Source organism: Avibacterium endocarditidis (genome assembly GCF_965138825.1).
Classification (GTDB): Bacteria; Pseudomonadota; Gammaproteobacteria; order Enterobacterales; family Pasteurellaceae; genus Avibacterium; species Avibacterium endocarditidis.
Genome location: NZ_CBCSDH010000002.1, coordinates 154,290 through 175,564 on the forward strand (window position 1 = coordinate 154,290; position 21,275 = coordinate 175,564).

Below are 21,275 nucleotides of genomic sequence, written 5' to 3' on the forward strand. Positions count from 1 at the left end.
AGACTGATTTTCTAACTCACATTTAAAATGGAAAACTCTCACTTTTATAGTGAACTATAAACTTACATAAAATCTTTAATAGTAAAAATTAAAAAAGTGTAAGGTTCTTATTTTCTTCCGAAATAGAATTTCCTGCTCTGTATAATTTAAACTCTGTTGAAAAACCTATAGGATCTTGAATAAAATCTTTCACGCTTTCATTTTCATAAAGAGAAACGCATAAAGCTAACGTTCTCGCTTGGCAACTAAAGGACTTATCGGGATTAAATTCAATATCTGTAAAAGCATCAAATTTTTGATCAAATAATGAATCCCTTAACTCTACATTTCTATCAGAAAATAAAACATTAAGATATAGCCAATCATAAAATAAGCTTTTAGGTTCAAGAGGGTAATCTTTTCCATTAAAAGTAAAATTAATGAGATTTCCACTCTCTTTTAATCTTTGATCTTTTTTAGCTTCCCTTGGTGTAACTGTCAACAAATCTCTGTATGGCCCTCCATTTTCAAATACCTTGCTACTTTGGAAGAGATTTTCAACAGGATATCCCTTGATATTTCTGAGAAAAAATGCACTTAATTGAATACCAATTTCTTGTTCAGATTTACTTGAAGCCTCTAATATTTTTTTATAGCCATATTTTTTCGCCTCATTATGTAGGCTATGTATAGAACGTCTTCTAACTTCTGAGCTCATCCCCATATGCCAATCAAATTCAATATTTTTTTCTATTACGCCAATATTTTCTCTATCTGGAATGAATATGGGACGCTTTGATTTTCCGATACTTTTTTTATTCATATTAAAAACCTCTATAAAATTAAAAATGACAAGATAATAATAATTATAATTATACTAATACAAAGGTTATCACCACTAGAAGATGATGATACGTCTACTTTTTTATATTTATGTAATTCATCAATTTTTGTTTTCTCTTTAACATTATATTTATAATTTTCTTCTTTTTTAACATTTTCTTTAATTAATATATCATTATCTTTATTCTGTTTTAACTCACGATTATAAGACTTCATTAAAATTTCTCTAACAGCAGGCATACTATTATTTCTAAATGTTTTAGAGTTTTTATTGTACGCTTTACTATCACTATCTTCTTTAGAAATATCATCTATATAGTTAGGTACCTTTGTTCTTGAAGTAGAACTAATTACTCCTAAAAGCTCACTGATTTTTTCCTTTCTGCTTTCTATATAGTTTAGTATATCTTTATACTCTAAAGGAATAATATTTTCATCAAGAATATATTCTATATATTTAGGCTCAATAACATCTAAACACTGGACCTCTGCTTGATCTGAAGTTGTTTCGCTGTCTAATAAATCATTAGATCGAGAAATAGTTTGAGGAGGTAAATTTGATTTCTGATAAGAAATAGAAGGTGAAAATAAATTATCTAATGCTTGAGAACCTCTTATCGCATTGATATCTATATATCTATAACTTGCTGTTGCTGCGTTATGAGGATAAAACAAAAATTCCTTTTCAAATAAAACATCAGGGCTAATTAATAATAGACATAGATCTAACCCGCTTTCTTTTTTTCTATCAAACATCCGTTTATTAGGCTTACTAATAGATAAACAAATAGAATTTTTGAAACGATCGAAACGACCAGTATCTGTAACTTGATAATTATGAGTTATGAGATTTCTAGGTTGTAATCCATCTCTTTTAATAAATTCTAGATTCTCTCTAGGGGTAAAATGACATAACCATTTAATATTTCTTTTTTTAATAATTTCTTTTATTAACTCTACTTCTTTAAGTTCTAACATAGAATACTCTCAAATTAATATTTAATATTGGTAGGATTCTATATTTTTTACTGGTTAATATTCCAGAATCAAACCGTTACAAAATTAACTCATTTAGTTACTAAAAAAACTCAAAGCCTTACCGAAAAACAACATAGCCCCCATGCTTAAAAAGTGATATACTGCGAAAAATTTAGTTAATCACAATTTACTTGGAAGGTTAAACTATGGAAATCTATGATAAAGTTCGTGTTATGCGAGAAATCCGTCAATGGTCGCAAGAAGAAATGGCTGATAGAATGGGAATGTCGGTAACAGGTTATGCCAAGATAGAACGCGGACAATCAAAATTGCATTATGACAAGTTAGAACAAATTGCCAATATATTTAATATTAGTGTAAATGATTTAATTGATTTAGATAAAAGAATGCCAATGTGGTATTTTGGTGAAAACTGCTCTAATAACAATAATGTTGCTAATTATTACTCTTCTGATAGTGCTTTAACTTTAGAATTAGAAAAATTAAAATTGATTATTGAAAATCAGCAACAATTATTGCATTCAAAAGATTTGCTTTTACAGCAAAAAGAGAATGAAATTAAATCTTTGAATGAAATTATTAGTTTGCTTAAAAAATAGAATTAATTTATAAAAATAAAACTTGCATTAATTACTACTAATACAAGTTTTATTTTTAATTTGCATCAACAACCAGATCTTGGGGTTATTCTACTCCCCCTTCATCGCCTCAAAAATTTTCTCTGCTAACGCTTTTGAGATACCTGGTACGGAAGCGATTTCGTCAAGGGTGGCTTTTTTCACGCCTTGCATTCCGCCAAGGTATTTTAATAGGGCTTGGCGGCGTTTTGCGCCAACACCTTCGATGGTTTCTAATCCGCTTTGGGTGAAGGCTTTTTGGCGTTTTTTGCGGTGGCCGCTGATGGCGTGGTTATGGCTTTCATCACGGATATGTTGGATTAGGTGCAAGGCAAGGCTGTCTGGCGGAAGATTAATTTCGCGATCTTGCTTGCTAATGATGAGCGTTTCTAGGCCTGCGCGACGATCCACGCCTTTTGCTACGCCAATTAAGTGCGGTCGTTTTTTGTCCCATTTTACGTTCAGTTGATCGAACACTTGCAAGGCGCGGTTGAGCTGCCCTTTACCACCGTCAATAAAAATTACATCAGGAATTTTTTCTGCCTCCAGATCTTTATCGTAACGTTTCAATAAGGCTTGCTCCATTGCAGCATAATCATCACCGCCCGTAATACCAGTGATATTAAAACGGCGATAATCGGATTTCAGCGGCCCGTCTTGATTGAACACGACACAGGAAGCGATGGTTTGTTCGCCCATTGTGTGGCTGATGTCAAAACATTCCATTCGTTGGATTTTTTCAATGCCGAGCAACGCTTGCAACGCTTGGTAGCGTTCGTGGATCAGCGCGGATTGTTTCAGTTGGGTAACCAGCGCAGCTTTCGCATTCATTTGTGCAAGCTGTAAATATTTACTTTTATCCCCTTTGGCGCTGTCTTGAATTTGTACTTTACGCCCTGCTTGTTCCGCGAGCAGGGTTTCTAATTGAGCTTTTTCTGCTAATTTATGATCCACAATAATGGTGTTCGGCACGGTTCGTCCTTGGTGCGCTTGCAAATAAAATTGCCCCACGAACGTGGCGGTGAGCTCGGATAAATCCGTATTGGCTGGCACTTTCGGGAAATAACTGCGGTTGCCCAAAATCTTGCCTTGTCGAATAAACAGCACTTGCACGCAAGCGATGCCCAGTTGGTAGGCGATGGCGATAATATCAATATCATCAAGGCGATCATTGCTGACAAATTGTTTTTCGATCACCGCGCGCACCGCTTGGATTTGATCTCTTATGCGTGCTGCTTCTTCAAAATTCAACGCTTGGCTCGCTTGCTCCATTTTTGCCACAAGATGATCTAGCACTTGTTGATCTTTGCCTTGCAAGAAAAGACGCGCAAAATTCACTTGTTGATTGTAATCTTCATCGGAAATATAGCCTGGCACGCAAGGCGCGGAACAGCGTCCAATTTGATATTGCAAGCAAGGACGTGAGCGATTGCGATAAACGGAATTTTCACATTGCCGTACAGGGAACAATTTTTGTAACAACGAAAGGGTTTCGCGCACCGCCCCTGCATTAGGATAAGGGCCAAAATATTCGCCTTGAATTTTTTTGCTTCCCCGATAGGCAGTGATTCTCGGGTGGCGTTCTTTGGTGAGCAAAATATAGGGATAGGATTTGTCATCACGCAATAGCACGTTATAGCGTGGCTGGTAGGTTTTAATATAATTATGCTCTAATAGCAAAGCTTCTGTTTCGCTTGATGTGATGGTGGTTTCAATGCGATGAATACTGGCAACTAAGGCTTCCGTTTTTTTACTGGATAAATTCGCCCGAAAATAACTGGATAAGCGTTTTTTTAAATCTTTGGCTTTGCCCACATAAATCACCTGATCTTTATCGTCATACATACGATAAACACCGGGATCGTGGGTTACGTTAGCGAGAAACTTTTTGGCATCAAAGGTCATTTCTAAAATATTAGGATCTGCTGATAAAAAAGAATGGGCGAAAAATCGCCCAAGGAATAAAATCGAAAAATTACGCTAAAATCGCCCGCACTTTTTCTAAATCTTCTGGCGTATCCACGCCTACTGCAGGCACTTCTTTGGCTAAATCAATATGAATTTTTTCGCCATACCACAACACGCGAAGTTGCTCTAAAGATTCTATATTTTCTAACGCTGAAGGTTGCCATTGCACATATTGCTTGATAAAGCCTGCACGATAAGCATAAATGCCAATGTGGCGTAAATACTGGCTTTGTAGCACAAGTTGCGTTTTTTGTTCATCAGATAAGCCGGCAAACTGATCGCGATTCCAAGGGATCGGTGCGCGGGAAAAATATAAGACATTGCCCGATTGATCCGCCACCGCTTTCACCACATTCGGGTTAAATAATTCTTCCGCATCATTCAGTGGGACAGCAAGGGTCGCCATTTTCACGCCATTTTTTGCCAAATTATCCGCCACTTGCTGCACGATCACAGGGGGAATTAATGGCTCATCACCTTGAATATTCACCACAATTTCATCATCGGCAAGGGCTAATTTCTCCACCACTTCCGCCAAGCGTTCCGTGCCTGAATTGTGATGTTCTGACGTCATACAAACTTCGCCGCCAAAGGCTTGCACAGCTTGCGCCACAGCTTGGTTATCCGTTGCCACCACCACGCGGCTCGCACCTGATTGCTGTGCTTTTTGCCAAACGTGGGCAATCATTGGTTTGCCTGCAATATCTGCCAAAGGCTTACCTGGTAAACGGCTTGAAGCAAAACGTGCAGGGATAATTACCGTGAATTTTGCCATTATTCTGCTCCTTCTTGTTGCGCTTTTTCTTGTCTCTCGTTTTCTGATTGCAAGGCAATTGCACGCTCCGCTAACAACACAGGAATGCCCTGCTCAATGGGATAAGCCAGTTGTTCAAAGGTGCAAATCAGCTGTTCATTTTCTTTGTCATATTTCAAACGCCCTTGACAAATCGGGCAAGCGAGAATATCGAGTAATTTTTCGTTCATTAAAGTTTCTCCACTTCTTTTCAGAAGGCTATGTTTAACCGCTTCATCTGGCGGTGCATAAAACAGATAAATTAAAGTGCGGTGCTTTTTGGCGCAGTTTTTACTTGTTGGATCAACGCGGCAATAAATTGTTCACTTTGTTCATCATTAATTTCTGCTTCAACAGGCACATACCACCAATTGGGTTGCGCAAAATGTTGGCATTTAACCGCATCTTTTTCGGTCATAAAGAGCGGTTGGTTTTTATCAAATTTTTCAAATAATGTGAGATCATAAGCCTGATGATCTTGAAAGGCTTGGCTTTCCACCACATTGATCGCCAACTTTTGCAACATTGAGAAAAAACGCTGTGGGTTGCCAATGCCTGCAATGGCTGTGATGTTTTGTTGGGCAAAATCCTGCAAAGGACGTTTTTCCCCCGTTTGCAAATGAATGGCAACCTGCGGTGTTAATGTCATTACCGTTTGGCTAAAAGGCGTTTCTGCGCCGTTATTGATAATCCAATCGACAGATTTTAAACGGCAAATTGGCTCACGCAGTGGCCCTGCGGGCAACACAAAACCATTACCAAATTGGCGCTGCGCATCAAGCACCACAATTTCTTTATCGCGTCGCAATTTATAATGCTGTAAGCCGTCATCGCTAATAATCACTTGGCAAGGAAAATGCGCGAGTAAATGTTCTATCGCCCGCTGACGGTTCGGCGAAATGCACACGGGGGCATTGGTGCGTTTGGCGATCAGCAAGGGTTCATCGCCCGTTTCAATGGGGTTATCCTGCACGGCAACTAAACGCGGGTAATGGGTGGCTTTGCTGCCGTAGCCGCGAGAAATCACCCCCACCTTCACCCCTTGTTGCTGTAACTGCTGTACTAGCCAAATCACCACTGGGGTCTTTCCATTACCGCCTACAGACAAATTCCCCACGATCACTACAGGCACAGGGGCTTTGTAAGAAGCCAAAATGCCGCGCTGATATAGCCACGCACGCAGGCAAGTGATGAGTAAAAATAACAGGGCGAAAGGTGATAATAACCACTTCAGCGCCTTTGCCAAAAGGTTGGATTGATACCAAAAACTCATTATCACCTCATTAAAATGGATAGATTGGTGTACGCGGAAAATTCGTACACCAATATAGTATTAATGATTAAATTGCATTTGATGTAGCTGTTTGTAAGCACCATTTAATGCGAGCAACTCTTGATGCGTGCCACGTTCTTTGATTTCACCGTGTTCAATCACCAAAATTTCATCGGCTTTTTCAATGGTGGATAAACGATGGGCAATCACTAAAACCGTGCGCTCTTTTTGCAATTCTTCAAGCGCCGCTTGAATTGCACGTTCAGATTCTGTATCCAATGCAGAGGTCGCTTCATCTAAAATCAATACAGGGGAGTTACGCAACAAAGCACGAGCAATCGCCAAGCGCTGACGTTGTCCGCCTGATAAACTTGCACCGTTTTCGCCAATCACGGTGTCTAAGCCATCTTCTAATTTTTCAATAAATTCCATTGCGTGCGCCGCTTTAGCCGCTTTGATAATATCTTCACGGCTGTATTTATCCGCCGCAGCATAGGCAATATTATTGGCAATGGTGTCATTAAATAAATGCACTTGCTGTGATACCACCGCACAGTTTTCACGCAGATTATTCAGCGTGTAATCTTGAATATTCACGCCATCAAGGGTGATTTCCCCTTGTTCAATCTCATAAAAACGCGTAACCAAATTGGCAATAGTCGATTTTCCTGAGCCAGAACGCCCCACCAATGCCACCGTTTTGCCTTGCGGAATGTCAAAAGAAATATGATTTAACGCAGGGTGATCTTTGCCTGAATAGCTAAACGTAACGTCTTTGAAAGAAATATTTCCTTTGGCTTTTTCCACTTCATACGTGCCGTTATCCTTTTCCGTTTCCATATCTAAAATAGAAAACAGGGTTTGACAGGCTGCCATTCCGCGTTGAAATTGTGCGTTCACATTGGTGAGCGATTTCAACGGTCGCATCATCGCCAACATTGAAGAAAACACCACCGTGAAAGAGCCTGCCGTTAGGTTTTGGCTCATAATTTCTGGCACGGTTGCCAAATACAACACCGCCGACAGGGCGAAAGAGGCAATAATTTGCACCACAGGATCAGAAATGGCATCTGCCACCATCACTTTCATTCCCTTGCGGCGCATATCATTACTCACTTTATTAAAGCGTTCTTCTTCAATTTTTTGTCCACCGAAAGACAGCACCACGCGATGTCCTTTCAGCATTTGTTCTGCGGAAGACGTCAGCTCCCCCATTGAGTTTTGCATATTTTTACCTAACTCACGGAATTTTTTCGATACCATACGAATCAGCACCGCAATAATCGGCCCAATCACAAAAAGCACCAAAGAAAGCTGCCAACTGGTATAAATCATCACGCCAAGTAAAGAGATAATATACGCCCCTTCACGCACAATGGTCACCAAGGATCCTGATGAAGAATTGGCGACCTGTTCGCTATCGTAAGTAATGCGCGAAAGCAATTTGCCTGCGGAGTTTTGATCAAAAAACGGCACAGGCATATACATTAAATGCTTGAATAAACGGCGGCGAATGGTCATCACCACTTTGCCCGAAACCCAGCCTAAACAATAAGTTGAAACAAAACTTGTTACGCCACGCACAATAATCAACAGCACCACCACCACAGCCATTATGCGTAAAAAGCTCACGTCCGCTTTACCAAAACCGTCATCAAGCAACGGTTTAAGCATTTGAATTAATGCTGCGTCCGCCAATGCATTGAAAACCAATGTAACGGCGGCGGCAATCAACCCCATTTTGAAAGGGGCGATAATCGGCCATAAGCGTTTGAACGTTTGCAACGTGGTTAAGTCTTTATCTTGCATAATTTCTTCATTTCAGTTAAAAAACTGCGCCATTTTACCTTTATTTTGCCAACAAGCCAATTAATCCCCGATACTTAATCCCCTATACCAAGGGGAAAATTCCGATCTTGCGGTATAAATTTTTATCTGTTCGGGGAAAAATAACAGGCTGATCTGCCCAAAATCTGCCGTATTATACACCGCACTTTGTTGTGCTTTTAGGCGCTCTAATACCACGGAATGGGGAAAATGCCACGGATTACCACGACCACTAGAAATCAAGGCGATCTTAGGTTGTGTTGTTTTAAGCAAATATTCACTGCTAGAGGTTTTACTACCGTGATGCCCTACTTGCAATATCTCTATTTTTCCTGCTAAATCAGCAAATTGCCGTTCTGTTTGGCTATCAGCATCACCAGTTAAAAGCACTTTATACTGCCCATCATCAATCAACAACACGCAAGAATCTGGATTTTCTGCACGCTTACGGATCTTTTGTGGGGAAAGCGCGGTAATGCGTAATCCTTGCCATTGCCATTGTTGCCCCTGAAGACAAAAAGTGCGGTGCGTTTTTCGCTCGATTTTTTCCGATGACGTAATAAGCATTGCATTGGGATAAGCCCGCAACACCGCTTCAGCTCCGCCTGCGTGATCATTGTCGTCGTGGCTTAAAATAAGGTAATCCAGCACAATGCCCTGCCGTTGCAAATAAGGCAAAATTTCTAGCGCAGCCATACTTCCCCCACGCCACGCTGCGCCCGTATCATATAAAATGCCACGCTGATTTTTCACCAATAATGTTGCCAAGCCCTGCCCTATATCTAAGGTTTCCAATCGCCATTTAGGCACATTTATCTCTTGCCACGCCAAATTCATCAGCATTATTCCAAGTAACCCAGCAAAAATAGGTTTCATTTTTTGTAAAAATAACGGACTGGGCAATTTTTCTGCATTGAATAAAATTTTCTTGTTTCCTGCTAAGATCGGTTTTTTCGCTACTTTTTGCGGCAATTTTTGCAAATAAAGCACATACCCCAACCCCAAAATGAGCAACAAAATGACGATCCATTGCGATTGATTTTCTGACAAATCCATCCAATTCCCTTGCCATTGACTGAGCAACGCCGTGATTTTTTCTGCTAAATAATTCGCCCCTTGCCACGAATTAAACGCCCCTTGGCTCAACACTGCAAACAGCACCATTGGCACAAGACATAAACTAAACACTGGCACGGCTAACAGGTTCGCCATCATTCCCGATAAAGACATTCCGTGAAAAAAATAAAGCTGAATCGGGGTAAATAAACACAACAAACCGAGTTGTAGATGAAACAAGGAGAAAATCCAGCGCAGGATTTTTTTCACCCACTGATTTTTAATGGGATAAATTTGCCATTGGATTAAATCCAACGGCACAAGTTGATACCACAAAATCAGGCTTGCCACCGCCCCTGCGGAAAGCCAAAAACTAACGGAAAGTAACATCAGCGGATCCCATAAAATGAGCAATGTCACCACACATTGGAAATATTGCCAAGGCGTATAATAACAGCGTAACACTCGGATCAGACATACCAATCCCAAAGCAAGTAATGCCCTTAAGGTGGGAAGAGAAAACCCAGCCAACTGGGCATAAATTAAAGCAATAAAAGCACCGCACAATAATGGCAAAATTGCCCCGATTCGATGCGTGGGCAAGAAAAACTGTGCCGCTCTGGCAATAGCAAAGCCAAACAACATCGCCAAACCAATATGCAATCCAGAAATGGCAATTAAATGTGCCGTATTGGTTTTCTGATAAATTTGCCAGTGTTCTGCATTAAGCCACGCCCGTTCGCCAAAGCCCAGCGCCAACAATAAACCTTGCATTGGTAAGTCTTGGGTCTGCTGAAAACTGGCCTGCAATAATCGGTCTCGCCACGCTAAATCTTGCGAAATTTGCACCGCACTTTTTACTCTGCCATAGGCAGTGATACCTTGTGAGAAATACCATTTTTGCCGATCAAAGCCCCCTTGATTTAAACGGCTTGATAAGGGTTTGAGCAATAATTCTGCTTGCCAAATTTGCCCTACTTTAATTTGCTCTGCTGCCTGATTTTCCAAATTTTTCTCTGAGTTTTGCCATTGCAAATATATTCGCTGGCTAGGCAAATTTTCCGCCAATTTCCCAGTGGCAATCACCGTTTGATAATCTTGCTGATGTAAGATTTTCTCGATCTTAATTGGAATGCTAATCTTGTTTAAACTGGCGCTCTGCTCCGCTTGGGTCAAAATTTGCTGAGCTTGATGATGAAAATAGCCCAAGCTCAATACAAAAATCACGCCGTAAACCAGCCCTTTTGCGATTTTATAGTAGTCGAAAAGATAGGCTGTCAAAACAGCTAAGATCCCAATTCCCACAGTGCAAAGCATTAACTCAACACTAAGCAATAAGGCTTTCGACACATAAAGCAAACTCAAGCCTGCGCCAATCACCAGCCATAAAATCACATCTAATTTAAGCGAAAATTTCATTCTTACATAAAATGACAACTTACCATTACAAATAAAAATATGATGAAAAAAGCACCGCACTTTCGCAATCTTGTTAAACAATTTTTGCGATCTTGCTCGCATAATACCATCATAACAACACCTCGTAGGGTGGGCTTTAGCCCACCATTTTGGATTGAATAACCTTGTCCCCAATTCATAAAAAACGGTGGGCTAAAGCCCACCCTACGCTCTATGCCACTCCGATTACACCTTTTATTAACTACCCCAATTCAATGGAAAAAATCCTCTTTCAACATCTCTTCGAAATGAGGAAAACGGCCAATCTTTGGGGGCATTAACATAACCGTGTTTAACGGGATTGAAATAGATATAGTCTAAATGATTGTTCAAATCTAGTTCATCACGGATACGATGCTCCCAAAATCGTCTTTGCCATATTCCGGCTTCTCGCTTTTTTATGCGACTTTGGTTCTCATTGCGATACGCCTTTGGTAATAATTTCGTAAATATCGTTTTAAAAAAAGCAATACGCTTAGAATAATTATCATCATCCTGTGGTAATTGCATTATGAAATGCAGATGATCAGGTAACACACAGATTGCGATGGTTTCAAAGGGATACTTTCTCATTGTTTCTTGATAGGCTTGCCGTAATTTTTCTATATGCTGAGTAAGGTAACATTTTGTACGATCTTGCAATGTCAATGTAAAAAAATAACACGCGCCTTTTGTAAAATCTCTCCGATAATTTGGCATTATTTCTGCCCCTCTCATAAGAAACGTAGAAACGTAGGGTGGGCTTTAGCCCACCATTTGGGATTGAATAACCTTGGCCATTGCCAACCCTGATAAAAATGGTGGGCTAAAGCCCACCCTACGCCTACAATTAAAAATAAAAATATGATGAAAAAAGCACCGCTCTTTCGCAATCTTGTTAAACAATTTTTGCGATCTTGCTCGCAAAACGAAAAAATACTTTGCGCAAAATGCGGAAATTCTGAATGGTGAGATTGTGTTTCTGCCTATTTCTTTGTAGAGTGAAGCTATTAAATAGTCGGGGTGCTGCTTTGTGTAGCTGAGATGATACCCGTTGAACCTGATCCAGTTAGCACTGACGTAGGAAACTTATTATGCAAAATCGCAATATTTTTAACCGCACTTTATTCTTCCCTTTTCTATTTTCAAATCGTCACTCCACAACATCATTCCCTATCACATTGATTTTATAGATGATTTTTTATTATAAAGGCAATGGGACTGGGCTTTTTTTACGCTTGATTTTTATTCATAGGAGAAAAAAATGGACTTTAATTTAATCACGAAAATTCGCCAAACCAATCCTTTAATCCACAACATCACCAACATTGTGGTGGCAAACTATGTAGCGAATGGGCTGTTAGCCTTAGGCGCATCACCAATTATGGCAGATGCCGAAGAAGAAATGGCGGATCTTGCTCAATTTAGCGCTGCCTTGGTGATTAACATTGGCACGCTCGATCCTTTCAAAGTGAAAGCTATGTTGGCGGCTGGTAAAGCTGCGAATAAAGCAGGTATTCCTGTGGTGCTTGATCCTGTGGGCGTGGGGGCAACGCAATACCGTAAGGACGTGGTGGCTGAATTACTGAGTAAAGTAAAATTCACCGCTATTCGTGGCAATGCCGGGGAAATTGCCCAGTTAGCAGGGGTGAATTGGGCGGCGAAAGGTGTGGACGCAGGGCAAGGTGAAGGCGATGTGGCACAAATTGCCAAACTGGCCGCGCAACGTCATCAATGTGTTGTGGCAGTGAGCGGTGCGGTAGATTATATCAGCGATGGCGTGCAAGTGGCGACCATTGATAACGGCACGCCAATGTTTCCTAAAATCACAGGCTCAGGTTGTTTGCTTGGCGCGGTGTTAGGGGCTTTTTTAGCGGTCGCCCCAAGCCAACCTTTTAATGCGGTAGTACAAGCCAGTACAGCCTATGCGGTGGCAGGGCAACTGGCTGCGAAAGACTTAGGAAGCACAAAATATGGGCAATTTTACACCGCACTTTTAGATCAACTTGGTGAACTCAATGATCAACAAGTGGCGCAATTCGCACAGGTTCACATTGAAAACTAAGGAGCAACAATGACTCATATTGCACAAGCCCTGACCATTGCTGGATCAGATAGTGGCGGTGGTGCGGGTATTCAAGCCGATCTGAAAACCTTTCAAATGCGTAATGTATTTGGAATGAGCGTGATCACCGCTGTTACTGCACAAAACACCTTAGGCGTAACGGATATTCATTTAATCCCCCTTAGCACCATTAAAGCGCAACTCAAGGCAATTGTAGAAGATTTCACGCCCAATGCGGTAAAAATTGGTATGCTCGGCACGGCTGAAATTATCCAAACCGTGGCCGCTTTTTTGCGTAAGCACCCATTTGCGAATGTGGTTATCGATCCGGTGATGATCGCCAAAGGGGGCGCAAGTTTATTGGAACAATCGGCAATTCAAGCAATGCGTGAGCAACTATTGCCTTTAGCCGATGTGCTAACGCCAAATCTGCCTGAAGCACAAGCCTTAACAGGATTAAAAGCTGAAGATCGACACAGTATTACGCAAATTGCTGAACGTTTACAACAGATGGGTGCAAAAACCGTAATTATAAAAGGTGGCCATCAGCAAAACAGCGGAAGTGCGCTATGCCAAGATTTTATTTTCACGCCGACAGAATCTTTTGTCTTGGAAAGCCCACGTTTTAACACGCCGCATACCCACGGCACAGGCTGCACTTTTTCCGCTTGCTTAACCGCTGAACTTGCCAAAGGGCAACCGTTGGAGCAAGCCTGCAAAACTGCCAAAGCCTTTATTACCAGCGCCATCACGCACCCTTTAAATATCGGACACGGACACGGCCCAACCAATCACTGGGCGTATTCACAGGAGCAAAAAAATGGATAAATCAATTTTACGCTGTTATTTAGTGGCGGGTACACAAGATTGCCGTCATCTGCCCGACTATGCCAATAACCCACAACAAACCTTATTAACACGTTTAGAACAAGCGCTAAAAGCGGGGATAACCTGTTATCAGTTTCGTGAGAAAGGGCAATTTTCTTTGCAAGATCCGCAAAAAATTGAACAACTTGCCCGCCAATGCCAAGATTTATGCCAACAATATAATGTGCCTTTTATTATGAATAATGATGTTCAACTCGCAAAAAAGTTGCACGCAGACGGCATTCACGTTGGGCAAAAAGATACGCCTGTAGAACAATTAGCCCAACAAATTGAAGGCAAAATGTTAATTGGCTTATCCGTCAATACCTTGCAACAAGCTCAACGCCATAACGCCTTTCTCGGCGTGAATTACTATGGCTGTGGGCCAATTTTTACCACATTTTCTAAAGAAGATCCGTCCCCTGTTGTGGGCATTCACTTTATTTCCACCTTGCGCCAGCAAGGCATCAATAAGCCTTTGGTCGCCATTGGCGGAATTAGAACCGAACACGTTCCAGCCCTTTTACAAGCCGGTGCAGACGGTGTTGCAGTGATTTCCACCATTATGCAAGCGGAAGATATTACAGCTACGATACAAAAAATTTTGGCAAAATAACACCGCACTTAACGAAAAGCGAATAGCAAAAAAAGGCATTCAACCAAGATTGAATGCCTTTTATTTTGCTTAATTATCAAACTTAAAAACGATAACCCACTTTTAAACCAAATTGGCGGCTGTGAGAAGATTCATCACCATTCTCATAAGAGAAGGTTGTCCCCACTGACCAAGCCCCCATATTCAAATTGAGTCCTGCTTGATACTGCCAGCCACGATTAAACTGTTGCTGTAAACCGTTGTTATTCACAGTAACCGCATTGTTAAATGTTTTACGACTCGCATCGAAATAATAAAGGGCAAGACTCGGTGAAATAGAAAGCGTGTTCCACTGCCAAGTTTTGGATAATTCTGCTCCAGCATGATAATTAACAAAATCTAAAGCACGAGTATGAACCGCACGACCTTTCAGCTCATAATCAGCAGCCGTGAGGTGATGATAGCGTACCCCAGCTATTGCTTTGAGATCTAGGTATCCTAGCACCCACTTCTTACCTAATGTTGCACCAAAACTAACGATATTACGTTTAAAATCAGCACGTTGCTCATCTAAAGTGATGCGATTATTAGAACGTCCATAACCGATGTCTGCCGCAACAAACAGACCTGACTCACTTTGCACTTTGGCATAAACCGTAGCTTGCGAATAAGTCATCTTGCCGCTTGCATTCTCATAATCAATGTTGCCGCGCGTTTGCGACACTATCGCACCTAAACTAATGCCTTGCTCATTTACAGCACTTTCTACACCTAATTCAGTGTAGTTACTATGCTGTTTATAAACGCGGTAATTATCTGATTGATAATCAGCCTCTTGATAATCGACATTCGTCCATACTTGAGTTTGCTCGCCACCTTCTTGCAACAAACGTTGGTTTAAATGTTGATCGCTGCGTAATATTGCATTTCCTTGTGCAGAAAGTTCCGACAATGCGGTATTTGATACGCCACTAACGAGTTGTGCTTGTTTCAAGCGATCTAGTTCAGCTTTTTTACGCTCTTCTTCTAAGCGTTTTGCTTCCGCTTCACGACGGGCTTGTTCTTCTGCNGCTTTACGCTCTTCTTCNAAGCGTTTTGCTTCCNCTTCACGGCGNGCTTGNTCTTCTGCNGCTTTACGCTCTTCTTCNAANCGTTTTGCTTCCGCTTCACGGCGCGCTTGNTCTTCCGCGGCAAAACGCTCTTCCTCTAAGCGTTTTGCTTCCGCTTCACGGCGTGCTTGTTCTTCTGCGGCTTTACGCTCTTCCTCTAAGCGTTTTGCTTCCGCTTCACGGCGTGCTTGTTCTTCTGCGGCTTTGCGTTCTTCTTCCGCAATTTCTTTTTCAACAATAGGGTTATATAAACGGAATGTGCTCCCTTCTTGAATCAAGTTATAACGGTAAGCACCAATATCCGCATAACTATTTTGCAATGTTACGGTTAAATTTTCAGATGAATTAGCTGTTATTAAGGTTAGGCGATCTTTGCTACGCTGTGGTTCATTGCCAATATCATTCACTACAAGTAGATGATTACCTGATGCTTTTCCGTTTACCACAACTTTATCGCTGTTTAATGTAGAAAAGTTAGTGCGGTAATAAAATTTTCCATTTCCGCTTAAATCACCATTAACGGTTAAGGTATTAAATGGTTTGTCATTCTGACTAAGTGTGATTTGTGAATTCTGGTCTAAATGTAAATTTCCTACCGTACTATCACCCGTTAATGTCCAATGTGCTTCGGGAGATAGCGATGTCCGACTCGAATGTTCTCCTTGAATTGAACCAACAAAATCCGTTTTCCCTAAGTTTAACTGACTTTGTTGCGTTAAAGTAATATCCCCTGTTAATGCCATTCTTGGAATCGTTGCCAAAGTCTTTTCATTATAACTTGGGGAATCACAACTGACACTTCCTGTATAATCAGAACGTAAACAAACTTTTTGTCCCGATTGATATCCCAAATTCAATACTGCATTATCCGTAGCTTGGATATTTCCATCTAGGGAAGAAACATTTCGCCCCACAGTGAGTGTAGAATTATTGGCAACAGAAATATTTTTCGCTGAGAAATCACGATTAATCCAATCATCGTCAAAAATGACCTCACGATTATTCAACACATCACGTGCGTGTGGTGTCGGCACACCTTCAAAAACAACCTTACCACCTTTAGCTGAAAAATCACCATTAAGGTTCATTCCACCTGTTAATAATAGCGTTGATTCTTCTACCACTGGCTGATAATTTACATTTAAGCCACCATTTGTTTTGTCGGAAGCTTTTTCACCGAAATAACCGGCAAACGCGGTTAAGGTCTGTTGTGCATTTTTGCGATCAATGATCGTTTGAATCGCCGCCGCACGATCGCTACCTAAATATTCCCAACTATCTGAACTAGCTTGGTTTGTAGGGTAATAACTTCCTGCTTTGCCACCTGATTTTAAAGCGAAATAATCCTTTCGCCCGCTTATAGCATATTCATAAATGTCAGAGCCAGCTTTTCCCCAATTTCCCCAAGTTAAATCTTGTTCGGAAACCTTTACACCTGTTAAGGTTAAATTCGATGATTTATCCGTGCGATGATTAACAACTGTTGCACCATCATCAGAATGCTGGATACGTTTAAAGCTGAGATCGTTACCATTTAAATCTAAACGTCCGCCACGAAAACCAAAATACAATTTATTCGGATCAATTTGATCCGCACTTTGTAAAACCAAGGTCGGACGCCCACTTACCACGCCAACCTGATTAAATGCCTGTTTTCGACCTTGCTCATCTTCCTGCTGATCTAAAATGACAGTTCCATCACCGATACTAATATCTCCTAGGTTATTTCCCACACCTTGAACCAATAAAGTTCCTGTCCCTAACTTTGAAAGACGATCGCCTTCAGGATTAGCTATTTTCCAAGTTACTGTTTTATCCTTAGCAACCAAAACGCCACCACCTAACCACGTTTGGTTCGTTTCAGGCTTCACAGTAAAATTTGTATTGAAATAGAGTGCTCCAGCTCCCGCATTAATGTTGTCTTTAACTAATAAAACACCCCCATCTACACCATCAAAAATCACACTTTTCCCATAATCTAATGATGGACGTTCTTTATCTGTATCTTGTGATTTTAAAGATTCATTTCTTAAAGGCACAGCCAATGCGGTGCTTTCTCCCGCTTTAATACTACTGGTTTCAGGGTGAAGAGCATCAACACTCCATTCCCAAACTTGATTTTGTTGCGTATTCTGAATAGTCCCCGCCTTGGCTCTTTCTTGTATAGCATTAACATAAGAAGGGCGTGACAATGACCAAATGTTCCCATAACCATAATCAGATTTTAGAACACCTACAATCACCCACTTTTTCTTTTGAGCATCATACCCCAGTAATGCAGAACCACTATCACCACTTCGTCCATAACTTACCATTGGCCCATAAATAGAACCAAATAAGGTTATTGGCTTATCCGTGATCCGTTTTCCTTCTGGCGTGATCGTTCCATTTGCCACAACATTAGTCGCATTAGCTTCACTCATTGTGTGAGTGACACCACCTATAACATACTTATATGCACTACTCAAACTGATCGTTTTGCTATTATCTTCCGCACTTTCTTGAACCTCTTGTTTTCCTGAACCCACTCGTATATAAAGAGGAAAACGCGTTAAATCCGTCAAAATTTTTGTATTTTCTTTTCCATTTGGCGTTAATACATCGGTAAGTTCTGCGGGAGCTACCTCCGTTACCATTTTATGTAAACGAGGGATATGATAATCTTTATCTTGCGGGTTTGAATAAGTGACCCCATCCCATTCATCCGGAAAATTGTTTCGATTAACCAAAAGGTAAGAAAAATGGTGAGAATCTGGGTTTGTATCTTCTCCACCAAATAAAACTTGAGAATATCCGACATTATGCCGAACACTAGTTATAAAGGAAGGATCGATTAAATTGGCAAATGCCCCATTCTTATTTGCTGTTTTGAGATCAGGCATAGGAATATTATCTTTCAACATAATGCCTACATCTTGACCGTTTTTGTCAAAAATATGAATGTTTGTCGCACCGATTGAAAAGAGACCTTTATTTTCACCAAAATCACGAAAATATTGGTAATCAACATCTCCCCTTACTCGAGATGCCTCCGCGTTCAACGCCACAATAGCTAAACTAATGCCTAATTTAATTGGATTAGAAAAAGATTTAAATAAAAGATTAGATTTCTTAAAGTTCATTGAATTTTAATTAGTTATAAGCAATCCTGTATTATAACTAATTAAATCGCAAAACACTCCTCCCCAGAAAGAGGTATATTCTATATGTTATCTAAAATATTTAACGCATCAATCAATTTTTTCACGGTAAAAACTTGCATATTTTTCACCGCACTTTTTGGTTTATTGGCAAACGGTACGATAGCTCGGGTGAAGCCGTGTTTGGCTGCTTCGGAAATTCGTTCTTGTCCACTTGGTACGGGGCGGATTTCCCCTGCTAATCCCACTTCGCCGAACACCACCAGATCTTTTGGCAATGGGCGATTGCGGAAACTGGAAATTAACGCCAGTAATAAGGCCAAGTCTGCACTGGTTTCACTCACTTTTACGCCACCTACCACATTGACAAACACGTCTTGATCGGACATTTGCAAGCCGCCGTGGCGATGCAATACAGCTAACAATAAAGCAAGGCGATTTTGTTCCAAGCCCACCGCAACCCGTCTTGGATTGGCGAGCATTGAGTGATCCACCAAGGCTTGAATTTCCACCAATAACGGCCGCGTGCCTTCCCATAGCACCATTACGGAACTGCCCGCGGTGTCTTCTTCCCCACGGCTTAAGAATATGGCGGAAGGATTTTTCACTTCGCGCAAGCCTTGCTCTGTCATCGCAAATACGCCAAATTCATTGACCGCGCCAAAGCGATTTTTGTGGCTACGTAAGGTGCGAAAACGGCTATCCGCCTCCCCTTCTAATAATAGCGAGCAGTCAATGGCGTGTTCCAACACCTTAGGTCCTGCCAGCGTGCCGTCTTTGGTCACGTGTCCCACCATAATAATGGCGACTTGGCGAGTTTTCGCATAACGGGTCAGAAAAGAGGCACATTCCCGCACTTGGGAAACGCTCCCTGGTGAAGATTGAATATCCGCAAGGTGCATCACTTGAATGGAATCCACCACGATGATTTGTGGTTTAAGCTGATCGGCCAAATGGCAAATTTGCTCTACGGACGTTTCCGACAACATATTCAGCCGATCTGTTGGCAACCCAAGACGATTGGCGCGCATTGCCACCTGCTGCAAGGATTCTTCGCCTGTAACGTAAAGTGCGGTCATATTTTGTGCTAAACCACACATCACTTGTAATAATAAGGTACTTTTCCCTGCCCCCGGGTGTCCGCCAATCAAAATGGCACTGCCCGGCACGATACCCCCGCCTAATACGCGATCAAGCTCGTAAAAACCGCTGTGAAAACGGGGAACTTCTTGCAAACTGATTTCTGCCAAGGTTTGGATTTTTGCCTGCGTTTCCCCAGCATAACCACTGAAGCGATCGGCTCGGCTTGCTTTGGCTGGGGCAAGGCGAATTTCAGTGATGGTGTTCCACGCTTTACAGGCATTACACTGCCCTTGCCAGCGGGCATATTCCGCACCGCAATCATTGCACACAAAAGCGGTTTTTGCTTTAGCCATTGTTCATCTCCAAATTTTCCAAATTCGCTGCTTCATTCTCTTCAACATAAGTGAGCGAAATCAGATTTAACATTCGCTGTAAATAAAATGCCGATTGCAATAAATCAAATAATTGCGCGATCACTTCGGCGTTATTTTTGGTTTCGCTATGAAGTGCAATCAGCTGTTTACATTCTGCCAAACATTGCTGACTACTTTCCACCAACGCCAGCCAATCTGTTTTAAGCGCATCGCTTAAACCTTGTTGATTGAAAGCATTTTCCAACAAATTGCCATTTTCCGTATAAAAATGATAAAGATTGAAAAACGCGCCGATTCGCTCCACCGTGCGCAAAAAGTCTTCAGCAAAATAGGTTTTCCCTAGGGCAAAGGTTTCTTCAATTAGACCTTGTTCCAGCTGGAAAAGTGCGGTTAATTTTTGCGAAAAATTGCCCGCACTTTGCGCGAAATCTAAAAAATCTCGCCATTTATCTAACCAATTTTGTGCTTTAGGCTGATAATTTTCTGCCAAGGCATAACCCCGTTGCGCTTTGCTAATGGCACTTAATCGCACGCCATTTTCCAATGGCAAAGAACGTACATATTCGAGCAAATCCGCCACATTACCTTGCTTTAACTCAAATTCCACTTCGCTAATTTCTACCTGTTTATCACCAGCCAAAATCTTGCCTTGATCAAGCGCCACTTCAATTTCTGCTGTTTCCTGTGTTTTTGGCGTTTCTGACGAAAATTCAGGGCGGATAAGGAAAGTTTCTCGCGTAAAATCCGTGGCAAAAATCGGCTGTAATGCAAGTGTTTTCCAGCTGAGATCGAGATCATAGTTTTCCACTAATCGCGCCAAATCAGGCGTTTCATTTTGCTGTGGCAAATTATATTCAGGGCGAATATGCAAGCCACCTAGTGCTTCCCCTTTGGTTTTTAAGGTTAAGGTAAACTGTTGATTTTCTTTGCGAACACGCAAGCCCATTTGGTGCTGCGCGAAAAATTTATCGACGGTGTCGTAATAAGTATTACCTAAAAATGCCTGCTGATGAAAGTGCGGTGCGTTTTTCAGTAAATTTTGCTTGAATGAATTTAAGCCAAATTGCGGAATTAGTAGTTTTAATTCAATTTCTGTACTCATTTTGTCTATTCCTTCCAATCTTAATCAAGTTTTTTCATATTATCTAATAAATTCCTTGTTTTTTCGATGAAATATAGTGTATTTTTACGCCCGCATAGCCTTGAACAAGATGAATATGCGCAAAAATTTATCAACCTAACCCCTAGAA

Annotated in this window: 16 protein-coding genes, 1 pseudogene and 1 riboswitch; of the genes and pseudogenes, 4 read left to right on the plus strand and 13 right to left on the minus strand. The window is 41.2% G+C overall.

Features of this window, described 5'->3' with window-relative positions:
• Window positions 1-88: 88 nt before the first annotated feature.
• On the minus strand, window positions 89-802 hold the full coding sequence (locus ACNAV8_RS01795) for a DarT1-associated NADAR antitoxin family protein (protein ID WP_103853049.1): 714 nt from the start codon (window positions 800-802) through the stop codon (window positions 89-91).
• A gap of 11 nt (window positions 803-813) precedes the next feature.
• Complete coding sequence (locus tag ACNAV8_RS01800; protein ID WP_415777101.1) at window positions 814-1,800, minus strand: hypothetical protein; 987 nt, start codon at window positions 1,798-1,800, stop codon at window positions 814-816.
• Between the two features lie 206 nt (window positions 1,801-2,006).
• On the opposite strand from ACNAV8_RS01800, the gene ACNAV8_RS01805 reads away from it, so the two are divergent.
• Complete coding sequence (locus tag ACNAV8_RS01805) at window positions 2,007-2,420, plus strand: helix-turn-helix domain-containing protein (RefSeq protein WP_103855706.1); 414 nt, start codon at window positions 2,007-2,009, stop codon at window positions 2,418-2,420.
• Between the two features lie 90 nt (window positions 2,421-2,510).
• Here ACNAV8_RS01805 and uvrC read toward each other — a convergent pair whose 3' ends face one another.
• The 7 genes from uvrC to ACNAV8_RS01840 all read right to left on the minus strand — a co-directional run bounded on the left by uvrC (window position 2,511) and on the right by ACNAV8_RS01840 (window position 11,512).
• Complete coding sequence (uvrC, locus tag ACNAV8_RS01810; protein ID WP_415777102.1) at window positions 2,511-4,343, minus strand: excinuclease ABC subunit UvrC; 1,833 nt, start codon at window positions 4,341-4,343, stop codon at window positions 2,511-2,513.
• Window positions 4,344-4,413: 70 nt separating this feature from the next.
• Entirely contained in the window at window positions 4,414-5,181 is a 768-nt protein-coding gene (kdsB, locus tag ACNAV8_RS01815) for a 3-deoxy-manno-octulosonate cytidylyltransferase (protein WP_103855705.1), read from the minus strand.
• On the minus strand, window positions 5,181-5,390 hold the full coding sequence (locus tag ACNAV8_RS01820; RefSeq protein ID WP_103855704.1) for a Trm112 family protein: 210 nt from the start codon (window positions 5,388-5,390) through the stop codon (window positions 5,181-5,183). The genes kdsB and ACNAV8_RS01820 overlap by 1 nt, the downstream gene beginning before the upstream one ends.
• A 71-nt stretch (window positions 5,391-5,461) precedes the next feature.
• Window positions 5,462-6,472, minus strand: a complete 1,011-nt coding sequence (lpxK, locus tag ACNAV8_RS01825) for a tetraacyldisaccharide 4'-kinase (protein ID WP_103855703.1) — start codon at window positions 6,470-6,472, stop codon at window positions 5,462-5,464.
• A 60-nt stretch (window positions 6,473-6,532) separates the two neighbouring features.
• Window positions 6,533-8,281, minus strand: a complete 1,749-nt coding sequence (gene msbA, locus ACNAV8_RS01830; protein WP_415777103.1) for a lipid A ABC transporter ATP-binding protein/permease MsbA — start codon at window positions 8,279-8,281, stop codon at window positions 6,533-6,535.
• Window positions 8,282-8,341: 60 nt separating this feature from the next.
• Complete coding sequence (locus tag ACNAV8_RS01835) at window positions 8,342-10,774, minus strand: DNA internalization-related competence protein ComEC/Rec2 (RefSeq protein WP_103855702.1); 2,433 nt, start codon at window positions 10,772-10,774, stop codon at window positions 8,342-8,344.
• A gap of 237 nt (window positions 10,775-11,011) precedes the next feature.
• Entirely contained in the window at window positions 11,012-11,512 is a 501-nt protein-coding gene (locus ACNAV8_RS01840; protein WP_415777104.1) for an REP-associated tyrosine transposase, read from the minus strand.
• Between the two features lie 289 nt (window positions 11,513-11,801).
• A riboswitch (TPP riboswitch) is annotated at window positions 11,802-11,896 on the plus strand.
• Between the two features lie 160 nt (window positions 11,897-12,056).
• On the opposite strand from ACNAV8_RS01840, the gene thiM reads away from it, so the two are divergent.
• Genes thiM through thiE form a run of 3 tightly spaced genes read left to right on the plus strand, consistent with a single transcriptional unit; the run spans window position 12,057 to window position 14,340 of the window.
• Entirely contained in the window at window positions 12,057-12,857 is an 801-nt protein-coding gene (thiM, locus tag ACNAV8_RS01845) for a hydroxyethylthiazole kinase (RefSeq protein ID WP_103855661.1), read from the plus strand.
• A 9-nt stretch (window positions 12,858-12,866) separates the two neighbouring features.
• A complete protein-coding gene (gene thiD / locus ACNAV8_RS01850; protein ID WP_415777105.1) occupies window positions 12,867-13,685 on the plus strand; it encodes a bifunctional hydroxymethylpyrimidine kinase/phosphomethylpyrimidine kinase in 819 nt (272 codons plus the stop codon).
• Entirely contained in the window at window positions 13,678-14,340 is a 663-nt protein-coding gene (thiE, locus tag ACNAV8_RS01855; RefSeq protein WP_415777106.1) for a thiamine phosphate synthase, read from the plus strand. Before thiD ends, thiE begins: the two co-directional genes overlap by 8 nt.
• Before the next feature lie 82 nt (window positions 14,341-14,422).
• On the opposite strand, the gene ACNAV8_RS01860 is transcribed toward thiE, so the two are convergent.
• The 4 genes and pseudogenes from ACNAV8_RS01860 to ACNAV8_RS01875 form a co-directional block, all read right to left on the minus strand.
• Window positions 14,423-15,388, minus strand: a 966-nt coding sequence (locus tag ACNAV8_RS01860) for an autotransporter outer membrane beta-barrel domain-containing protein (protein WP_415777107.1), incomplete at its 5' end; no start/stop codon positions are given.
• 112 nt (window positions 15,389-15,500) lie between these two features.
• A pseudogene (locus ACNAV8_RS01865) lies at window positions 15,501-18,550 on the minus strand (S6 family peptidase); the annotation flags it as partial.
• Window positions 18,551-18,630: 80 nt separating this feature from the next.
• Window positions 18,631-20,004 carry a DNA repair protein RadA gene (gene radA, locus ACNAV8_RS01870; protein WP_103855613.1) on the minus strand — a complete coding sequence of 458 codons (1,374 nt, stop codon included), beginning with the start codon at window positions 20,002-20,004 and terminating at the stop codon, window positions 18,631-18,633.
• Window positions 19,997-21,127, minus strand: coding sequence for a CYTH domain-containing protein (locus ACNAV8_RS01875; RefSeq protein ID WP_415777108.1), 1,131 nt, complete (start codon window positions 21,125-21,127; stop codon window positions 19,997-19,999). The genes radA and ACNAV8_RS01875 overlap by 8 nt, the downstream gene beginning before the upstream one ends.
• Window positions 21,128-21,275: the final 148 nt, after the last annotated feature.